The sequence below is a fragment of the Pseudomonas sp. efr-133-TYG-103a genome (assembly GCF_030209235.1).
Lineage (GTDB): Bacteria > Pseudomonadota > Gammaproteobacteria > Pseudomonadales > Pseudomonadaceae > Aquipseudomonas.
Genome location: NZ_JARVSK010000031.1, coordinates 59,991 through 78,593 on the forward strand (window position 1 = coordinate 59,991; position 18,603 = coordinate 78,593).

Annotated in this window: 17 protein-coding genes and 1 pseudogene; 4 read left to right on the forward strand and 14 right to left on the reverse strand. The window is 61.3% G+C overall.

What is annotated here, in order from left to right; genetic code table 11:
* Window position 1: 1 nt before the first annotated feature.
* The 4 genes and pseudogenes from copC to QRN36_RS27745 form a co-directional block, all read right to left on the reverse strand.
* Window positions 2-388 (reverse strand): copper homeostasis periplasmic binding protein CopC, encoded by a 387-nt coding sequence (gene copC / locus QRN36_RS23035; RefSeq protein ID WP_285426167.1) that lies wholly within the window; start codon window positions 386-388, stop codon window positions 2-4.
* Window positions 389-561: 173 nt separating this feature from the next.
* Window positions 562-1,125, reverse strand: a complete 564-nt coding sequence (locus tag QRN36_RS23040; protein ID WP_285426168.1) for a tetratricopeptide repeat protein — start codon at window positions 1,123-1,125, stop codon at window positions 562-564.
* 321 nt (window positions 1,126-1,446) lie between these two features.
* The gene (locus QRN36_RS27740; protein ID WP_373568788.1) at window positions 1,447-2,502 is read right to left on the reverse strand and encodes a methyl-accepting chemotaxis protein; all 1,056 of its coding nucleotides are present in this window, start codon (window positions 2,500-2,502) and stop codon (window positions 1,447-1,449) included.
* A 72-nt stretch (window positions 2,503-2,574) separates the two neighbouring features.
* Window positions 2,575-3,084, reverse strand: a pseudogene (locus QRN36_RS27745) (MCP four helix bundle domain-containing protein); the annotation flags it as partial.
* A 97-nt stretch (window positions 3,085-3,181) separates the two neighbouring features.
* Here QRN36_RS27745 and QRN36_RS23050 point away from each other — a divergent pair.
* Complete coding sequence (locus QRN36_RS23050; RefSeq protein ID WP_285426170.1) at window positions 3,182-3,499, forward strand: hypothetical protein; 318 nt, start codon at window positions 3,182-3,184, stop codon at window positions 3,497-3,499.
* Between the two features lie 358 nt (window positions 3,500-3,857).
* The gene (locus tag QRN36_RS23055) at window positions 3,858-5,180 is read left to right on the forward strand and encodes an OprD family porin (protein WP_285426171.1); all 1,323 of its coding nucleotides are present in this window, start codon (window positions 3,858-3,860) and stop codon (window positions 5,178-5,180) included.
* 99 nt (window positions 5,181-5,279) lie between these two features.
* On the opposite strand, the gene QRN36_RS23060 is transcribed toward QRN36_RS23055, so the two are convergent.
* The 3 genes from QRN36_RS23060 to gcl form a co-directional block, all read right to left on the reverse strand.
* Window positions 5,280-6,182, reverse strand: coding sequence for a 2-hydroxy-3-oxopropionate reductase (locus QRN36_RS23060; RefSeq protein ID WP_285426172.1), 903 nt, complete (start codon window positions 6,180-6,182; stop codon window positions 5,280-5,282).
* Window positions 6,183-6,254: 72 nt separating this feature from the next.
* Window positions 6,255-7,037: a hydroxypyruvate isomerase gene (hyi, locus tag QRN36_RS23065; RefSeq protein ID WP_285426173.1), complete on the reverse strand. Its 783-nt coding sequence runs from the start codon at window positions 7,035-7,037 to the stop codon at window positions 6,255-6,257.
* A 32-nt stretch (window positions 7,038-7,069) separates the two neighbouring features.
* Entirely contained in the window at window positions 7,070-8,845 is a 1,776-nt protein-coding gene (gene gcl / locus QRN36_RS23070) for a glyoxylate carboligase (RefSeq protein ID WP_285426174.1), read from the reverse strand.
* Window positions 8,846-8,953: 108 nt separating this feature from the next.
* On the opposite strand from gcl, the gene QRN36_RS23075 reads away from it, so the two are divergent.
* Entirely contained in the window at window positions 8,954-9,862 is a 909-nt protein-coding gene (locus QRN36_RS23075) for a LysR family transcriptional regulator (RefSeq protein WP_285426175.1), read from the forward strand.
* A gap of 493 nt (window positions 9,863-10,355) precedes the next feature.
* Here the strand turns inward: QRN36_RS23075 and QRN36_RS23080 are convergent, their stop codons facing one another.
* The 3 genes from QRN36_RS23080 to QRN36_RS23090 all read right to left on the reverse strand — a co-directional run bounded on the left by QRN36_RS23080 (window position 10,356) and on the right by QRN36_RS23090 (window position 13,851).
* Window positions 10,356-11,123, reverse strand: coding sequence for a 2-keto-4-pentenoate hydratase (locus tag QRN36_RS23080; RefSeq protein ID WP_285426176.1), 768 nt, complete (start codon window positions 11,121-11,123; stop codon window positions 10,356-10,358).
* Window positions 11,124-11,216: 93 nt separating this feature from the next.
* The gene (locus tag QRN36_RS23085) at window positions 11,217-12,527 is read right to left on the reverse strand and encodes an MFS transporter (RefSeq protein WP_285426177.1); all 1,311 of its coding nucleotides are present in this window, start codon (window positions 12,525-12,527) and stop codon (window positions 11,217-11,219) included.
* A gap of 118 nt (window positions 12,528-12,645) precedes the next feature.
* Window positions 12,646-13,851, reverse strand: coding sequence for an alanine--glyoxylate aminotransferase family protein (locus QRN36_RS23090; protein WP_285426178.1), 1,206 nt, complete (start codon window positions 13,849-13,851; stop codon window positions 12,646-12,648).
* A 156-nt stretch (window positions 13,852-14,007) separates the two neighbouring features.
* Here QRN36_RS23090 and QRN36_RS23095 point away from each other — a divergent pair, with 156 nt between their 5' ends.
* The gene (locus QRN36_RS23095; RefSeq protein ID WP_285426179.1) at window positions 14,008-14,733 is read left to right on the forward strand and encodes a GntR family transcriptional regulator; all 726 of its coding nucleotides are present in this window, start codon (window positions 14,008-14,010) and stop codon (window positions 14,731-14,733) included.
* 44 nt (window positions 14,734-14,777) lie between these two features.
* On the opposite strand, the gene QRN36_RS23100 is transcribed toward QRN36_RS23095, so the two are convergent.
* The 4 genes from QRN36_RS23100 to QRN36_RS23115 all read right to left on the reverse strand — a co-directional run bounded on the left by QRN36_RS23100 (window position 14,778) and on the right by QRN36_RS23115 (window position 18,383).
* Window positions 14,778-15,056, reverse strand: coding sequence for a DUF2790 domain-containing protein (locus tag QRN36_RS23100; RefSeq protein ID WP_093458843.1), 279 nt, complete (start codon window positions 15,054-15,056; stop codon window positions 14,778-14,780).
* Window positions 15,057-15,265: 209 nt separating this feature from the next.
* Window positions 15,266-16,372 (reverse strand): alkene reductase, encoded by a 1,107-nt coding sequence (locus QRN36_RS23105; protein ID WP_285426180.1) that lies wholly within the window; start codon window positions 16,370-16,372, stop codon window positions 15,266-15,268.
* Window positions 16,373-16,491: 119 nt separating this feature from the next.
* The gene (locus tag QRN36_RS23110) at window positions 16,492-17,391 is read right to left on the reverse strand and encodes a LysR family transcriptional regulator (RefSeq protein ID WP_285426181.1); all 900 of its coding nucleotides are present in this window, start codon (window positions 17,389-17,391) and stop codon (window positions 16,492-16,494) included.
* Window positions 17,392-17,471: 80 nt separating this feature from the next.
* Window positions 17,472-18,383, reverse strand: coding sequence for a LysR family transcriptional regulator (locus tag QRN36_RS23115; protein ID WP_285426182.1), 912 nt, complete (start codon window positions 18,381-18,383; stop codon window positions 17,472-17,474).
* Window positions 18,384-18,603: the final 220 nt, after the last annotated feature.

Below are 18,603 nucleotides of genomic sequence, written 5' to 3' on the forward strand. Positions count from 1 at the left end.
GTTATGGGGTGACCTTGAAGCGATAAACGCCTTCGCTCTTGTGTGTGTCCACTGAGGCTGCGTGCCACTCGACCTTGTATTTGCCGGGAGCCAGCGGCATGGCCGGCGTCACGATCAGAACCTTGTTGTCGGCAGGGTCGGTCGCGACGCTTTGCGTCTGGATGATTTCGGTGCTGTCGCCTGGCCCGTCGAGGCTGATGGCGACCTTGGTGAATTTTTCCTCCACGCCCTCGGAGAAGGTCAGGCGCAACTCTTTGGGCGCGGTGACTTCGCTGTCAGCGGCGGGCAACTGACTTTCGAGGTGGGCGTGGGCGAAGACGGAAGTGGACGTCAGGCATGCCAGCATGGACAGGCAGGACAGGGCTTGCTTGATACGGTGGGCAGACATCAAAAGGACCTTAATCATGTGCGGCAACAGAGTGCAGCGGGTGTGTGAACGGAATCCGTCCTGGCGGATTCATCGTGACTGGAGCGCTACTAGACCAGAAAGCGCCGCAGGACTCCAGTCGGCTGCCCGGCAGCGAGGCACTGGCGGCAGCGTGCAGGTGGCAGTGACCTTGTTCACGAAGACGCCGGTTCATCCGCCGCACGTGCGATGGCGTCGGCCAGGTCTTCGTACTCTTCGCAGGCCTTGCTGCACAGGGTCTCGATTTTCGCGAGCTGTTCCTGAGCCAGGTCAAGCCTTCCCCTGATCACGTAGGCCTCGCCCAGGTATTCGCGCACTTGTGCGTATTCGGGGTCCAGCGCCACGGACTGCAGGTAGTAACCGATGCCTTCATCGGTGCGCCCCAGTTTTCGCGTGGCGTAACCCCGGTATTTGAGCGCCTTGGCGGTGTGGGGATTGTTCAGGGTATCCAGCAGCGCCAGCGCTTCTTCATAGCGCCCGTCTTTGGCCAGACGGTAGGCGTAGTCAGTGCGATCTGCGTCCGACGCCGCCCGGCTGGTCTGCATGACGCATTTCTTGCTCGTGCTGTCCCAGACCTGGCCTTTCGGGCAATTCGGTTTGGCGGGTGGCGACTCATCCCCGGCGGCGCGGGCCTCTCCGGCCAGCAGTGCGGCGACCACGCACGCGCCAAAAAACAGGGCGGTGGGCAATCCGACGGTGTGTTTCGGAGGCGTTGTCATTGTTGTGTGCTCCCTCGCGGTTGAAAGTAGTGGGGCAACGGTAAGTAAACGTCACGAACCGCGGGTTTATTCCCGCGGTCGCGGAATGAATCAGCGCAGATCATCAGCCGTGCCGATCCGGACGCGGCTCGTCGGCGATGACGATGCGTCAGCAGTAGCAGGTATAGACAGCGATGGCAGGTTGCGGCGGGCGGATGGACAGCCGGGCGGTTCGAGGCGTCACGCAGCGCCGTCGCGGCAGGCCGTCCAATCAGGCCAGACGTGCTCGCGAGGCGGTCGCGCGGGGCTGTGCGCAGGTCACAGGCCCGGCGGACAAGGGGCTTACAGTTTGAAAAAACTCACGCGCTCGGTCAGCACATCGGCCAGGCTGGACAGCTCGCGACTCGAGCGCGCGACCTGATTGGAGCCGACTGCCGTTTCCAGCGCCGAATCGTGAATGCGGTTGACGTTGTGGCTGACGTCTTCGGCGACCACACCTTGTTGTGCGGAGGCTGCGGCGATCTGCGCGTTCATGTCGTTGAGCGCGCCCACTTCGTGACGAATCTTCACCAGCGCGGTCTGCGCCTCGTGAGTCTGCTCCACCGTGCGCTGCGCCATCTCCCGGCTTTCGCGCATCAGGTCCGCCGTTTTGCCCGCACCGCTTTGCAGTTGTCCGACCATGTTACGGATTTCCTGGGTCGACTCCTGAGTCCGCGTCGCCAGTGAGCGCACCTCGTCGGCGACCACCGCGAAGCCGCGTCCGGCCTCACCGGCGCGGGCCGCTTCGATGGCCGCATTGAGCGCCAACAGGTTGGTCCGTTCGGCGATGGAGTTGATCACCGCCACGATGGTTTCGATCGACTGACTGTCGTTGGAGACCTTGCTGACAGACTCTGCGGCACTTTCCAACTTCTGCGCCAACTCATCCATCGCCAGCGCAGTGCCTTCGACCATGCGTTTGCCATGCTCGACCTCAAGGTCAGCGGTCTGCGTTGCATTGGCGGCCTTGGCCGCGTAACCGGCGACTTCCTTCACGGTGCTGGCCATCTGGTTGATGGCGGTTGCCATGTGCTCGGTTTCGCTGGCCTGCAGGCGCATCTGTTCGCTGTTGCTGTCGGAGCTGGCGCGCAATTGCGAAGACGAACCCATCAGCTCCATTGCCGCCGCGCGCACTTGCGTGATGGTCTCGGAGAGGTGCGAGTGGGTGGTCTTCAACGCACCCATCACGCTGTCGGGGTAGGACGTTTCGATGCGGTCGGTCAGTTCGCCTGCCGCCAGACGACGGATGGATGTAGCAACTTCGTGAGGTTCCGCCCCCAGCGTCGACTTCATGCTGCGAATGATCAGCACCGACGCAATGATGCCCAGCACGACCGCGATGCCGGTGGCGAGCAACATCAGCGAAGCGAACTGCGCCGCCGTGACCCGCACGAAGCCAATGTTATTGGCGATCGATGCCTCTTCCAGGTCGATCAGCGCATTGGTGCGGTTGAGCCAGTCCTTGTAGGCGCCTGACACCTCGGACATCAGCAGCCGTTGCGCCTGATCGGTGTCACCTTGCTGGCGCAGGCGCAGCAATGTTTCAGTGGCGTTCAGTGCGGTGCGTTCGCTGGCCTTGATGTTCGCCAGCAGTTGTTGCTCCTGAGGCGTGGCGCCTTTGCTCTGGAAGATCTGTTCCATGGATGCGGCCGATGCCTGATACACGCCATTGAGTCGCTCGATGTCGCGCAGGTGCGTCGCGAGATCGCCATCGTTGCGCACCAGCACGGCGTCCCGAATGGCAATGGCCCGGTCATGAACGCTGCCGCGGAAATTGATCGCGTACCGTTCCTTCACCGTTGCGTCCTCGCTGACGTCGGTCAGCGTGGCCTCGATCAGGCCCACCCGATGAACACCTATCAGGGTGACCAGAATCATCAGCGCCAGAACCAGACCGAAACCCAGGCCGAGACGTTTTGCGATTGAAAGCTGCTTGAACATGTTTGCACCTAAACTGAACCCGTTCGTGATATTACAACGCTATTATGGGATCACCCCTTATACGTAGGTGTTAGCGTTGACGCTGGAGAGTTTTTCTATGGGTTCGATAGGCGCAGATGATGTGTCGGGAATACGACGCGGGGCAGGGTATGTGAATTCAATTCGGATGGTTCGGCACAATCGTCAAACTTGCCTGATTCTGCAAGCCAACGATTATTCAATTATTGAGGAAGATAAGCGCGGGGACACGCTGAAAGCGTCCGGAGAAGAAACGCTGGATGAAAACAGCATGAATATTTATTTAATAAAAAAAGCCACCGCACATAAAGCGTGGTGGCTAAAAAGTCTTACCAAAGGAATGATGAAGTGGAGCAAGATTCGATCGCCTGATGCTGCGGATTCATCAGGCCATTGAGTCGTGTTCTTCATCGCCGACAACGGTAACACCGGATCGTCGCATCCAACTATTACGAAGATCGATAGTGACTATCACGACTCGTTTATGATTTGGCCCACCCAAAAATGCTAAAAGTTGCTCGGTCAAGGGAGCAAACCTGACACAGAGCAAGGCGCTGAGCGCCTGTTCAAACAATAACGAAAATGGGCTGAAAGCCCGTGGTTTTGCCGTGGTTATCAATCCGCAGCGATGATGTTTTTTTGCCCATCTGCCGTAGCGCTTATTCCACCGTTTCATCTTTCGTTGAACTCAGAACGATGCCTCGTATCTTACGGGGTTGCGGAACGTTGGGCCTTAATTGAGACAGGGGATAATAATGACGTTTGTGAAATGGAACCTCGTGACGCTCGCGGTTTCGCTGGGTGTCAGTCAGCTGGCAATGGCAGGGGTTGTCAGTGATCAGTCCGAGGCCAAGGGCTTCGTCAATGACAGCAGCCTCACGGTTCATCTCAAGAACTACTACTTCAATCGCGATAACAAGAACACCAAGGACGACAGCAAAGACTGGACTCAAGGCGTGCTTGGCAACTTCAGCTCCGGCTTCACCCAAGGCACTGTCGGCTTCGGCGTCGACGCCTATGGTTACTGGGGCATCAAGCTCGACGGCGGTGGCGGCACCACCGGCACCGGTAACCTCCCGGTCGACAGCCATGGCAATCCGCAGGACGAATACGGCACCGCGGGCGGCGCGCTCAAGATGCGCATTTCCAAGACCGAATTGCGTTACGGCAACCTCCAGCCACAAGCCCCGGTATTTGCCGCCGGTGGCTCGCGTCTGTTTCCACAGACAGCAACCGGTTTCAATCTGCTGAGCAGTGACATTGCCAACCTGGAACTGGACGGTGGTCACTTCACGGGCAGTAACGGCCCGATCACCACCAACAATGACCATGGTATCTGGGCGGCTTACGCCAACGTCGAGGCGAGCAGCATCGATTACGCCGGCGGCAAATACGCGATCACCGACAACCTGACGGTCAGCCTGTATGGTTCGGACCTCAAAGATGTCTGGCGCCAGTACTACGGTAACGCCAACTACACATTGGCGTTGACGGATGATCAGTCGGTGAACTTCGACTTCAATATCTATCGCACCAACGACACCGGCGCCGCAAAAGCGGGCGATATCAGCAACACCACCTGGTCGTTGGCCGCCGCTTATTCGTTCCTCACTGCCCACACGGTCACGCTGGCTTACCAGAAAGTGCACGGCGATACCCCTTTCGACTATGTGGCTTTCGGCAATAACGGGGCGGGCGACACCGGCGACTCTATCTTCCTGGCCAACTCCATTCAGTATTCTGACTTCAACGGTCCTGGCGAGAAGTCCTGGCAGGCGCGTTATGACTTGAACATGGCAAGTTACGGGGTACCGGGCTTGAGTTTCATGGTGCGCTATGTTCACGGTGATGACATCGACGGTTCGCACTTGCCGTCTAATTCCACCTACACCGGCTATGGCGATGATGGCAAACATCATGAAACCAACCTGGAAGCCAAATATGTCGTGCAGTCGGGCCCGGCCAAAGACCTGTCCCTTCGTATGCGTCAGGCATGGCATACCGCGAACGGCGACCAGCCGGACGGCGACGCCAAGGAATTTCGTCTGATCGCGGATTACCCGATCAACGTGTTCTGAACACCCGCGGCTTGAGTACAAGCAAGCCAGGCAATCCGCAAGGAGGCCTGGCTTTTTTGTGGGCGCGATCTGAGTGGCGCAGATGCACTGCGGCGTGGCTCAGTCCGCTTTGTGATCGCCACGAATCGAGAAGTTCGACAGGTGCTCAAGGCCTTTGATCAGTCCGGAATGGTCCCAGCCACTGCCGCCCAGCGCTGCGCAGGTGCTGAAGACTTGCTGGGCGTTGGCCGTGTTCGGCAGGTTCAGGCTCAGTTCACGGGCGCCTTCCAGGGCCAGGTTGAGGTCTTTCTGGTGCAACGCAATGCGGAAGCCCGGATTGAATGTGCCCTTGATCATCCGTTCGCCGTGGACCTCGAGAATCTTCGACGAGGCAAATCCGCCCATCAGCGCCTCGCGGACCCGGGCAGGATCAGCGCCGTTTTTCGAGGCGAACAGCAGCGCTTCGGCAACGGCCTGAATGTTCAGCGCGACGATGATCTGGTTGGCGACTTTGGCGGTCTGACCGTCGCCGTTGCCGCCGACCAGGGTGATGTTCTTGCCCATGGTCTGAAACAGCGGCAGGGCGCGGTCGAAGGTGCCTTGCTCGCCACCGGCCATGATGCTCAGGGTCGCGGCTTTGGCGCCCACCTCACCGCCGGACACCGGAGCGTCCAGATACTGCGCGCCGGTCGCGTTGATTTTCTCTGCGAACAGCTTGGTCGCGGACGGCGAAATCGAGCTCATGTCGATCACGACTTTGCCCGCGGCGGTGCCCTCGCTGACCCCATCGTCACCGAACAGCACCTCATTGACCTGAGGTGTGTCAGGCAACATCACGATGATGAATTCGGCCTCCTGCGCCACTTCGCGCGGGTTGCTCAACACCGTGGCACCCCCCTCGACCAGCGAAGCGGGCGGGGCGGAAAAGTGCCGCGACAGGAACAGCCGATGACCTGCTTTCTGCAGATTGTGCGCCATGGGCAGGCCCATGATGCCGGTGCCGATGAATCCGATGTTAGCCATGCGATAAGCCTCTTGTTATGTCGTGGGCGGTGTTCTGCAGGAATGAGTTTTCTGCGCGGACCGCGAGCCTGTTCAGATCAGATTGTGCGTCTTGAGCCAGCCGAGGCCAGCCTCGGTGCTGGTCAGCGGCTTGTATTCGCAGCCGATCCAGCCCCGATAACCGAGTCTGTCCAGGTGCCCGAACAGAAAACCGTAATTGATCTCGCCCGTGCCTGGCTCGTGCCGACCCGGGTTGTCCGCCAGTTGCACGTGCCGAATCGCCGGCAGGTGTTTCTCCAGGGTGCGGGCCAGATCCCCCTCCATGATTTGCATGTGATAAATGTCGTACTGCAGCGACAGGTTGCGGCTGCCGACCTTGTCCCGGATGGCCAGCGCCTGCGCCGTGGTGGTGAGGTAGAACCCCGGAATATCGAGGGTGTTGATCATCTCCATGACCAGGTCGATGCCCTGAGCCTGCAGCCTGTCGGCGGCGTATTTGAGGTTGTCGACGAAGGTTCTCTCGATGAGCGAATCGTCGTAGCCCTGCGGCTTGATGCCCGCCAGGCAATTGACCTGGGTATTGCCAAGCACCTTGGCGTAGGCAATCGCCAGGTCGACGCCGGCGTAGAACTCTTCGACCCGGTCCGGATGGCAAGCGATGCCTCGCTCGCCCTTGGCCCAGTCACCGGCAGGCAGGTTGAACAACACCTGCGTCAGGCCGTGGGCGTCCAGCTGCGCTTTGATCTGAGCGGAGCTGAAGTCATAGGGAAACAGGTACTCGACGCCGCTGAACCCGGCATTGGCGGCCGCTTCGAAGCGTTGCAGAAAGTCCAGCTCGGTGAACAGCATGGACAGGTTGGCGCAGACACGTGGCATGGTGAGCTCCTTGAGCAGGTAGATGGCGCTGATCAGTCCAGCAGGTTGATGGCGGTCGGGGCGTCATCACGGCTTTGCGCCAGTGATTCGAACTCGTTGATCGCATTGATTTCGGTGCCCATGGCGATATTGGTCACGCGTTCCAGGATGACTTCCACAACAACGGGCACGCTGTAGCGCTGCATCAGGCTCGTGGCTTCGGCGAAGGCGGCCTGAATGTGCGCCGGGTCACTGACGCGGATCGCCTTGCAGCCCAGGCCTTCTGCGACCGCGATGTGGTCGACGCCATACCCTTCCAGCTCCGGCGCATTAATGTTGTCGAACGACAGCTGCACGCAGTAATCAATGTCGAAATTGCGCTGGGCCTGACGAATCAATCCCAGATAGGAGTTGTTCACCACCACGTGGATGTATGGCAGCTTGAATTGCGCGCCCACGGCCAGCTCTTCGATCATGAACTGGAAGTCGTAGTCACCGGACAGCGCGACCACGCTGCGCCCCGGGTCCGCCTTCGCCACACCCAGCGCCGCCGGGATGGTCCAGCCCAGCGGGCCGGCCTGACCGCAGTTGATCCAGTGCCGCGGCTTGTAGACGTGCAGAAATTGCGCGCCCGCGATCTGCGACAGGCCGATGGTGCTGACGTAGCAGGTGTCCTTGCCGAAGTACTGATTCATCTCTTCGTACACGCGCTGCGGCTTGACCGGAACGTTGTCGTAATGGGTCTTGCGCTGCAGGGTGCGCTTGCGCTCCTGGCAAGCGGCAAGCCACTGGCTGCGGTTTTTCAGCTTGCCCGCCGTGTGCCACTCACGAGCGACCTCAATGAACATCGCCAGCGCAGCACCGGCGTCGGACACAATGCCCAGATCCGGCATCAGCACGCGGCCGATCTGCGTCGGTTCGATGTCGACGTGGATGAACTTGCGGCCCTCGCTGTACACCGACACGGTGCCGGTGTGACGGTTGGCCCAGCGGTTGCCGATGCCCAGCACCAGGTCCGATTCCAGCAGCGTCGCGTTGCCGTACCGGTGCGACGTCTGCAGCCCGACCATGCCGGCCATCTGCGGGTGGTCGTCGGGAATCGCGCCCCAGCCCATCAACGTGGGAATGACCGGAATACCGGTCAGTTCGGCAAATTCCACCAGCGCCTGCGAGGCATCGGCATTGATGATGCCGCCGCCGGCGACGATCAGTGGACGCTCGGCGGCATTGAGCATCGTCAGGGCTTTTTCGATCTGCTTGCGGCTGGCTTGTGGCTTGATCACCGGCAGCGGCTCGTAGGCCTCGATGTCGAATTCGATTTCAGCCATTTGCACGTCGAACGGCAGATCGATCAGCACCGGGCCGGGGCGCCCGCTGCGCATAAGCTGAAAGGCTTTCTGGAAGACGTACGGCACCTGGCCGGGTTCCATGACGGTGGTGGCCCATTTGGCCACCGGCGCGGCAATGCTGGCGATGTCGACTGCCTGGAAATCCTCCTTGTGCATGCGCGCACGCGGCGCCTGTCCGGTGATGCAGAGGATCGGGATCGAGTCCGCGGAGGCCGAGTAGAGGCCGGTGATCATGTCGGTGCCTGCCGGGCCCGAGGTGCCGATGCACACGCCGATATTGCCGGCGATGGCGCGGGTGTAGCCCTCGGCCATGTGCGAGGCGCCTTCCACATGGCGGGCCAGCACGTGATCGATGCCACCGAGTTTCTTGAACGCGGCATACAGCGGGTTGATGGCAGCGCCGGGGATACCGAACGCGGTATCGACTCCTTCGCGACGCATCACCAGAACGGCGGCTTCGATGGCTCTCATGATGGTCATTTGTTAGTCTCCTGAACTCGATAGTTTTTGTACGTAAGCAGCGTGATTTGAATTGAACTGTTTGTGAATGGCTGCTTTTGGCAGTTCTGTCGGTATCAGGAGTATCGGATGGATCGTTACATAGAGGTGCGCAGCTATGTGCTGGTGGCGACCCGGGGCAGCTTCGCCGCAGCGGCGCTGGTCGAAGGCGTGACGCCGGTGATCATGGGCAGGCGCCTGAGCGCGCTGGAGGATCGTCTGGGGGTGAAGTTGATTCACCGCTCGACCCGTGGCCTGACGTTGACCGACGCTGGCGAGTCTTACCTGGAGAACGCCAGGTCGGTGCTGCAGTCATTCGAGGAGCTGGACGCGAGCATCAGCGAAAACGAAAGCAGTGTGCGCGGCCACTTGGTGGTATCGGCGCCGGCAGGCTTTGGCCGCCAGCATGTCGCGCCCCATGCACCGGAATTCCAGGCACGGTTTCCTGATCTGCAGCTGTCGTTCAACCTGACCGACAACGTCGTCGATCTCGTGCGTGAGGGCTACGACATGAGCATCCGCATCGGCGAAGTCCTGGACCCCAATTACGTGGCGATCAAGCTCTACGCGAACAAGCGCGTGGTCTGCGGCTCGCCGGCGTATTTCGCCGAACGCGGCTTTCCCGCGACGCTCGAGGAACTGGCCGAGCACAACTGCCTGTCCTTCAACCTGCAGGGCGGCCAGCACCGTGGCTGGACCTTTCTGCGTGACGGCAAGCAGGTGGCGATCAAGGTGGCAGGCAATCTGTATTGCAACGATGGCGAACTGCTGTACGACTGGGCCAAACGTGGCCTGGGCCTGAGCTGGCGGTCGACGTGGGAAATCCAGAACGAATTAGAAAACGGCAGCCTGGTCACCGTGCTCGACGAGTTCGCACTGCCCAGCTACGACATTCAGGGCGTCTACCCGCAACAACATTACCTGCCGGCGAAAGTGCGGTTTTTCATCGCGTTTTTGAAAGAGGTGTACAACCGGCCGGGGTACTGGACTCAGCAGTGAGGGACTTTTGGTAAGTGTCGGTCTGCCCACAAAGCCTGAAAGCGCGCTCCTACAAGGTCGTATGGCGCTGTCAGGGCGAATCCAAAAACCTGCAGGAGCGAGGTCGCTCGCGAAGGCTGACTACCAGCCTCCGCATCTCCACCGCTTGCACCGGCCTTTTCCCGGCTGAAGCCGGTCCTACAGACGCCGCACGCTGTTCGTAAGACTGGGGTTAGGCCTTTTCCCGGCTGAAGCCGGCCCTACAGACGCCGCACGCTGTTCGTAAGACCGGCGTCAGGCGTTTTCCCGGCTGAAGCCGGTCCTACAGACGCCGCACGCTGTTCGTAAGACCGGCGTCAGGCCTTTTCCCGGCTGAAGCTGGTCCTACAGACGCCGCACGCTGTTCGTAGGACCGGCTTTAGCCGGGAAGGCGTCGAGTGTCAGGCCGCTGATCGAAGGAGGCGTTAAAGACAGTCGGCTCACTCCCGCCGGGGCTTTGCAGTGAGGCTGGGCCTCAGATCAATTCCACCGATACAGGCGGCAGACCGCGGATCTCGCCCACGGCTTGTCCGGGGCCTTTGGTCTGGTACATGCCGGTGTAGGAGCCTGTGGTGATCACCAGATCAGGTGTGACACGCTGGCCATTGCCGGTGTGGTGATTGACCAGCCACGGCAACAGGCGGCGCGGATCGCCGGCCGGATTGGCGCCGTCGCCCGGGACGATGTCTTCGTCGCCGTAGGTAAAAGTCAGCGCTGGCTCGACGAAGGGAAAGCTGGCGTCGTAAGGCACGAAATCGCCAACGATCAGCGCACCGTGGTTCAACAGATCACCGAGTGCCAGTAACGGCTCGACCTTCGGCCACGCTGCGAAGCGGCTGGAAACCACTTCGATGGTCGCGCCCATGAAGCCGATGGCGCTCAAGACTTCTTCATCGGAGTACGGCGCTTCACGGGGCGCGAATTCGCGGTTCAGGCGAAAGGCGATTTCCAGCTCGAGAATGGGCGAAGGGTAGTCGACGCACTCCACCTGACTGCCGCTGGCAAACAGCCCGTCTTCCGGCAGCAGCGCGCCGTTGATCGGACCGCCCGAGGTGGATTTGGAGCCGACTTTCCAGCCACCCACGGTGGTGTCACGCAAGCGCAGGATTTCCCGTTGCAGGGCGTACGCGCCAGCGGCATCGGCAGGGACGTACTCGGGACGGATCTCGACGATCTTCTGACCATTATGCATGGCGTCGACGATCAATTCGGCAATGTTCGCTGGGTGAGACGATTGATTCACGCGGGACTTCCTTCATGCTATTGAATGGAAAGCGCTCCACAGCCCGCTCGCAGGAAGGCAACGGACGGCGGAGCCAGCGTCGTTACTTTAACCTCATTTGCTGACCACGACGGAAGTCGTCGGATGCTCAGGCTCGTTCCCGGCGCCGACGACAGGCTCGGCCGGGCTCTCGAATTTGTGTTCCGGCTTCATCCCGAACGCCAGAATCACACCAATGGCCATCAGCAGCATGCTGCCGGCGAAAGGCAGGTCCCAACTGCCATAGCGGTCAATCAGATACCCTGAAACCACGGGCGACAGAATCGCCGCCGCAGCCGAACCGGTGCTCATGATGCCGCTGGCGGTGCCGCTGAACTCCGGTGCAATGTCCATGGGAATCGCCCACATCGGTCCGATGGTCATCTCCGCGAAGAAAAAGCCGCCTGCCAGGCACACCATCGACAGGTAAGCGTTGTGCCCGAACATCACCGGCACCAGGCACGCGAGGGTCAGAAACATGCACACCGCAACCATCCAGCTGCGCGAGCGTTTCAGGCAGCGGGTCTTGATCAGCAGGCGGTCGGTGACCAGGCCGCCGAGGGTGTCGCCGACTACGCCAGCGAGGAACACCGCCGAGGCGAAGATTGCCGATTTCTTCAGGTCCATGTTGTAACTGTGCAGGAAGTATTGCGGAATCCAGGACAGGAACAACCACAGCGTCCAGCCGTAGCAGAAGTACACGATGGTCACTGGAAACATGCGCCTGAACAGCGCTTTCCACGGGACTTTCGGCGCCTTGCCCTTGGGCAGCGGCAGCAGCGCCAGTTCGGCCTGGGTGATGCGCGGATGGTCCTTGGGATGTTCGGTGAACACGAACGCCCAAAGCACGACCCAGACCAGACTGATGGCGCCGCACACGAAGAACGCCGCACGCCAGCTGTAGGCGGCCATGATGGCCACCACGGCTGCCGGGGCGACTGCGTTGCCGATGCGTGCGGCGGAATGGGTAATGCCTTGGGCGAATCCGCGTTTTTCCTTGGCGACCCAGCGGGACATCGCGGCGGTGGCGGCGGGAAAGGTCGCGCCTTCCCCCAGCCCGAGCAGCAGACGTGCGGCCAGTAACGAGAACAGGCCGCCGGCGAAACCGGTGAGCACGGTCGCCACGCCCCACAGCGCGCCGCAGACGATCAGCGTGCGCCGGGCGCCGTATTTGTCGCTGATCCAGCCGCCGATGACCTGAAAGACCAGGTAGGGATACGCAAAGGCCGAAAACACCAGACCAATCTGCGTATTGGACAAGCCGAATTCAGCGCCGAAGCCCGAAGCGGCGGTGCTGACGTTGACGCGGTCCAGGTAGGTGATGAAATACATGATGCAGAGCATGAACAGCACCATGCTCGTAGGGCGCAGGCGAAACAGTTTCATGACGCTATCTCCAGTTTCTTATTGTTCGCGCCAGGCAGGCGCGTGAGTCGGGATAGATCAGGAGCAGGTGTACGTCGCAGGCTTCAGGCGGTAAACCGATTACCGCCCGGTTGCCTGATTACCGCCGGAAAGGCACGTCTTGCGAACCGATGAAATCCATGGCCGCCGCGATGCCGCTGCCGTTGAGTTTCACGCCCGCCATCTGCAGGCCCATTTCGCAGCCGGCCAGGGTCGCCATCAGCGTCAGATCGTTGCAGTCGCCCAGGTGACCGATGCGGAACATGCGGCCCTTCATCTTGCCAAGGCCCGTGCCCAGCGACATGTCGAAGCGCTCGTAAATGACCTTGCGCACCTGATCGGCGTCCACGCCGTCGGGCGTCATCACGCCGGTGAGCACCGGACTGTAGACGGCCGGGTCGGCGCACTGGATCGGCAGGCCCCAGGCATTGACCGCGATGCGGCAGGCCTGCGCCAGGCGATGATGGCGAGCGAACACGTTGTCCAGACCTTCGCCCAGAATCATGTCCAGCGCCTCGGACAAGCCGTACAGCAGATTGGTGTTGGGCGTGTAGGGCCAATACCCGGATTTGTTCATCTCGATGATTTCGTCCCACGCCCAGAAACTGCGCGGCAGACGCGCGGTCTGGCTGGCGGCAATGGCTTTGGTCGAGACGGCGTTGAAGCTGATGCCGGGCGGCAGCATCAGGCCTTTCTGCGAGCCGGAAACGGTCACATCGACGCCCCATTCATCGTGACGATAATCCGCCGAAGCGAGGCCGGAAATAGTGTCCACCAGCAACAGTGCCGGGTGCCCGGCGGCATCGATGGCCCTGCGCACTGCGGCAATGTCCGACGTGACGCCGGTGCTGGTTTCGTTGTGCACGACGCACACCGCCTTGATGGCATGCGCTGAATCGCTGCGCAGACGTTCTTCGATCCTGGTGGCGTCCACGCCATGGCGCCAGCCTTCGATGCCGGGCCGACCCAGAAACTCAGGTTCGATGCCCAGACTTTCCGCCATTTTTTTCCAGAGCGTGGCGAAATGGCCGGTTTCGAACATCAGCACTTTGTCACCTGCGCTCAACGTATTGCACAGCGCGGCCTCCCAGGCGCCAGTGCCGGACGCCGGGTAGATGATCACGGGCTGATCGGTTTTGAAGATCTTTTTGATGCCGCTTAGCACCTTGAGCCCGAGTTCGCCGAACTCAGGGCCCCGGTGATCGATGGTGGGGTAACTCATGGCTCGCAAGATGCGGTCCGGCACCGGGCTGGGCCCTGGAATCTGCAGAAAATGACGACCGGCAGGGTGAAAATCGAGTTTCATGATGGCGTGCCTCTGTTTTTGTATTTTGAATGCAAAATACATTAGCAGCGCTTTCAGCCGCGTCAAATCGAGGGGTCGCGGTGGCCAATTCACACCAGTCGCCTGCCAAATCAGGAAATATGTCTTAGTATTCCTCCATCGCCGAGAGGATTTTGTATGCAAGATTCAGATTTCCCGTCGCTTGCGGAGGGTGTGCGGCAACTGCCGAAACTTGCGCGCCAGCGCCTGCACGACACCGTGGTGGAGCATTTGCGCGGCTTCATCATCGAGGGCACGCTGGGTCCGGGCACCAAGCTGAACGAGCGAGAATTGTGCGAGACGCTGGGCATTTCCCGGACGCCGTTGCGTGAAGCGCTGAAAGTGCTGGCGGCAGAGGGTCTGATCGACATCTGGCCCAACCGCGGCGCCAGTGTCGCGCGAATGTCGGAACTGGAAATCCGTGAAGCGTTCGAGCTGATGAGCGGTCTGGAAGCCTTCGCCGGTGAGTTGGCGTGTGAACGCATCACGGCCGACGAGTTGGACGAAATCAAGGCCCTGCATTACGCGATGGTGGTGTGCAAGAACCAGAACGACCTGCCGGGGTACTACCAGCGCAACCGGGCCATTCACGACCTGATCAATCAGGCGGCACGCAATTCGGCGTTGCGTCAGACCTACATGGCGCTGAACGGGCGCATCCAGGCGCTGCGCTTTCGCTCCAATCTTCAGGCCCCGAAGTGGGACAGGGCGGTGCACGACCACGAGGAGATGATCCAGGCGCTCGAGGCCCGGGATGGCAAACGCCTGAGCGCCATTCTGCGTCAGCATTTGCTGGCCAAGCGTGACGCGTTGATGTTGATGGTGGGGCAGGACGACGAGCACCCGAAGTCGGTTCGTCGCTAGGCGTCGGCGTGTTTCTTTGAGCGACGCGGATTTTTCAGTCAGGATCAGCCGTTTTCGCAAGTGTCGCCCAGGCGTGTGTACTCCAGCTTGTGCGTCACGCCTTTGCTGTCCAGATACTCCATTTGCGCCTTGACCGGACCGCAGCGGTCGGCGCCGGCGTTGGCGTTGCTGATGCGCACGACCTTGGCAATGTCCAGATCCTGCGTGTAATCGTACTGAGTGGCCGGGCTCGCTGCGCTGCTGGACGTTGCAGCGTCAGCGGAGTCACTGGCCGAGGCATAAACACTGAACAGGGAAAGTGCGGCAAAAAGTGCATATTTCATGACGGGCTCCCACCTGTCCGTTTGAGCACGCAGACAGGGCATGGCTTGCTGATGGGGTCATGTTAGTCATCGGGTTGACGGGCCAGAAATACTGATTGTCGATACGGCAAATCATCGCAGTTGATGAAAAGCGCGAGATTGTCCGGCTTCCACTCATGCGCTGTTGCACGGCAGACAATCATGACGTTCAGAACTGGCCCGGACCGCGATTACGCCATCGCCGGATAATCGATATACCCCTGCGCATCGCCACCGAAGAAACGTTCGCTGTCGGCCGCGTTGAGCGGATGATTGCCGCGCAGGCGGGCGGGCAAATCCGGGTTGGCGATGAAGGGGCGGCCGAAGGCAATCAGGTCGGCGCGCCCATCCCGCAGAGCCTGTTCGGCGCTCTGCTGGTCGTAGCCGCCAGCCAGCATGAGCGGACCTTTGAACTCGGCACGCAGACGTTTGATGATCACGTCCCAGCGCGGATCGAACTGCTCGTCGCGCACGGTGCCGACCATTGCCGGCTCCACCAGATGCAGATACGCCAGATTCAGCGTATCGAGCTGGCGAACGATGTAGCTGAAGGTGTCTTCCGGGGTGTCGTCGCCCATGCCCATGAAACGGCCCATCGGTGTCAGGCGCACGGCCACCCGCTGCGCGCCGACCTCATCGATCACCGCTCGAGTGACTTCGAGCACCAGCCGCGCCCGGTTCTCGATAGAGCCACCGTAAGCGTCGTCGCGCACGTTACTGGCCGAGTTGATGAACTGATCGAGCAGATAACCGTTGCCCGCATGAATCTCCACGCCATCCATTCCGGCGAGCATTGCGTTGCGGGCGGCGCGGCGATAATCGGCGATGATCGCCTGGATGCCTTCGATCTTCAGTGCCTGCGGGACCGGGACATCGCCCCAGACGCCATGGCCCTGTTCGTCGAGGATGAATGTCTTGCCGGGTACGGGCAGGGCACTTGGCGCGACCGGCAAGCCGCCACCGGGCTGAAACACGGGATGCGACACCCGGCCGACATGCCACAGCTGCAGGAAAATCTTGCCGCCTTCGCCATGCACCGCGTCGCTGATCTGCTTCCACCCGGCGACCTGTTCGGCGCTGTGGATGCCGGGTGTCCAGGCATAACCCTGACCCTGCGGGGAAATCTGCGTGGCTTCGGTGACGATCAGTGCCGCGCTGGCCCGCTGACGGTAATACTCGACGTTCATCGGCGTCGGCACATTGCCCGGCTGGCCAGCGCGGGAGCGGGTGAGCGGCGCCATCGCGACGCGGTGGTTCAGGGTCAGGTGGCCGAGCGTGATCGGGGTGAAGAGCTTCATGGTCGTGGTCTCGAATGCGTGTTGCGTGGAAGGTGTGTGATGGCCTCCACGTTACGGCGCATGCGTTGCCGGGAGAATCGGCCGCCTGCGCAAAAGCCCGTTGCGCAGGCTGCAAGGGCTCAGCGAGCGAGGATCTCGTGCATGAACCCAATGAACGCCTTGACCCGCCTGGACCCACGGTGGTTCGGCAGATAGAGGGCGCTGATCTGGCCCACTGCGTTGTCCGGGTAGGCCGGGCTGTGTTCGAACAATTCGATCAGCGCGCCGTCGGCGATATCCTCGTCGATCAGCCAGTCCGGCAGCAGCGCGATGCCTCCGCCAGCCTTCGCCATCTCGCGCAGGACTTCCGCGTTGTTGCTCTTGAAGCGGCCGCTGACCGGCACCCGGACCTCGCCCTCGATCGACAGAAAATTCCAGCTCTGTTGAGGGCTGCCGAAGTTGAAACGCAGGCAGTCATGGCTGGCCAGATCCGCAGGTTTCAGCGGCTCGCCCCGATCGGTCAGGTACGCCTGGCTGGCAATCACGCGGCGACGGAACTCACCCAGCGTGCGCGAGACCACGCCATCCATGGGCGCTGCAGCACCCAGCCGGATGGACAGGTCAACGCGTTCGGCAAACAGGTCGACGATGTTGTCGGTCAGCGTGATGTCGAGTTCGAGGCGAGGGTGGCGGGCCATGAGCATGCCCAGACGCGGCGCGATGATCCGGCGACCGAAGGCGGTGGGCACTGAAATACGCAGCGGCCCGGAAGGCTCCTCGTCGGTGTCCGTGACGGTCGCGTCGGCGTCGGCCACGTCATCGAGAATCTTGCGCGCCCGCTGGTAGTACGCCGCGCCCGCGTCGGACACCGTGACCTGACGGGTCGAGCGGTTGAACAGCACGGTGCCCAGTTCCGACTCGAGCGAGTCGATCATCCGGGTCACGCTTGACGTCGCCACGCCCAGTTGCCGGGCGGCTGCCGAGAAGCCCTTGGCGTCGACGGTTTCCACGAACATTTTCAGTGCCAGCAACTTATCCATCGATCATCCTTTGTCGTTCCTCACAGACCTTTGCCCGAGGGCATCCGCGCAGCCGTCGGCGGCGCGCAGAACAGCGCCGTTCACTGGTCGGTCACCGCGTAGTCCAGATCCGCCCGCAGGCGCGTGACACACAAGTCAACGAAAGAGCGCACTTTCGACGAGCCGCGACGTCCTTCGGCGTACACGACGTAGACTGGCATCGGCGGGACCTCGAAGGACTCCAGCACCGGGCACAGCGCGCCGGATTGCAGTCGGCTGCGGATCTGGTAAGACGGCACCTGGGTCAGCCCCCAGCCATCGACGGCAGCGTGTATGGAGGCGGTGAACGAGGTCATGGCCAGTCTGGACTGCACCTTCACATCCTGCACCCGGCCGTCGATATTGAAACCCCAGTCGACACTGCGCCCGGTGATCACCACGGAGACGGTTTCGCGCTGGACGAGTTCATGGGGGTGCATCGGCGTGCCGTGGGCGGCGAGATAGGCGGGGGAGGCGCAGACCATGCGCCGCACCTGACCGACACGGATCGCAGTCAGCGATGAGTCGGGTAACTGACCGATGCGCACCGACACGTCGATGCCTTCTTCCAGCTGGGCGGCGATGCGGTCCATCAGCAGCGCGCGGATCTGCACCTGCGGGTGCTCGGTCAGGTACTCGGTCATGATCGGCGTGACGTGCAGGTCGCCGAAGACCTGGGGCGCGGTGATCGTCAGTTGGCCATGGGGCGTGGCATGGATGCCGGCAGCGGAGCTTTCCGCCTCGTGCAGGTCCGACAACAGGCGCCGGCAATCTTCGGCGAAACGCAGGCCGGATTCGGTCAGCCGCAACTGGCGTGTCGTGCGCACCACCAGCAAGGTCCCCAGCCGGCTTTCCAGTTGCGCGACCGCACGGGTCACGGTGGCCGTGGACAAATCCAGACGACGTGAAACCGAGGCGAAGCTGGGACCTTCGGCAACGGCCACGAAAATGCTCATTTCCTGAATACGATCCACGCTGTCCCCGATCCCGAGCTGTCCAGAGCGGCAGTCTGCGTGAAATCAGGGCCGCGGAAAAGAGACACCGGCCTGCGCGTGGCGCCAGGCGGGTTGAAAAGGTGGATGAAAGCGTCACCGAGCGGTCAGAAAAACGACTCGATGTTTCAGGTTTGTTTGGTTATCTGACGACTCCTTCTATATTCTTCTTACGTCTGGCCAGATGCTCGCAGAGGCAACG

What these genes read in the sequence shown, in the direction of transcription:
- copC (WP_285426167.1), bottom strand. Translation starts at nt 388, where the DNA reads ATGTCTGCCCACCGTATCAAGCAAGCCCTGTCCTGCCTGTCCATGCTG.
- QRN36_RS23040 (WP_285426168.1), bottom strand. Translation starts at nt 1,125, where the DNA reads ATGACAACGCCTCCGAAACACACCGTCGGATTGCCCACCGCCCTGTTT.
- QRN36_RS27740 (WP_373568788.1), bottom strand. Translation starts at nt 2,502, where the DNA reads ATGTTGCTCGCCACCGGCATCGCGGTCGTGCTGGGCATCATTGCGTCG.
- QRN36_RS23050 (WP_285426170.1), top strand. Translation starts at nt 3,182, where the DNA reads ATGGGTTCGATAGGCGCAGATGATGTGTCGGGAATACGACGCGGGGCA.
- QRN36_RS23055 (WP_285426171.1), top strand. Translation starts at nt 3,858, where the DNA reads ATGACGTTTGTGAAATGGAACCTCGTGACGCTCGCGGTTTCGCTGGGT.
- QRN36_RS23060 (WP_285426172.1), bottom strand. Translation starts at nt 6,182, where the DNA reads ATGGCTAACATCGGATTCATCGGCACCGGCATCATGGGCCTGCCCATG.
- hyi (WP_285426173.1), bottom strand. Translation starts at nt 7,037, where the DNA reads ATGCCACGTGTCTGCGCCAACCTGTCCATGCTGTTCACCGAGCTGGAC.
- gcl (WP_285426174.1), bottom strand. Translation starts at nt 8,845, where the DNA reads ATGACCATCATGAGAGCCATCGAAGCCGCCGTTCTGGTGATGCGTCGC.
- QRN36_RS23075 (WP_285426175.1), top strand. Translation starts at nt 8,954, where the DNA reads ATGGATCGTTACATAGAGGTGCGCAGCTATGTGCTGGTGGCGACCCGG.
- QRN36_RS23085 (WP_285426177.1), bottom strand. Translation starts at nt 12,527, where the DNA reads ATGAAACTGTTTCGCCTGCGCCCTACGAGCATGGTGCTGTTCATGCTC.
- QRN36_RS23090 (WP_285426178.1), bottom strand. Translation starts at nt 13,851, where the DNA reads ATGAAACTCGATTTTCACCCTGCCGGTCGTCATTTTCTGCAGATTCCA.
- QRN36_RS23095 (WP_285426179.1), top strand. Translation starts at nt 14,008, where the DNA reads ATGCAAGATTCAGATTTCCCGTCGCTTGCGGAGGGTGTGCGGCAACTG.
- QRN36_RS23100 (WP_093458843.1), bottom strand. Translation starts at nt 15,056, where the DNA reads ATGAAATATGCACTTTTTGCCGCACTTTCCCTGTTCAGTGTTTATGCC.
- QRN36_RS23105 (WP_285426180.1), bottom strand. Translation starts at nt 16,372, where the DNA reads ATGAAGCTCTTCACCCCGATCACGCTCGGCCACCTGACCCTGAACCAC.
- QRN36_RS23110 (WP_285426181.1), bottom strand. Translation starts at nt 17,391, where the DNA reads ATGGATAAGTTGCTGGCACTGAAAATGTTCGTGGAAACCGTCGACGCC.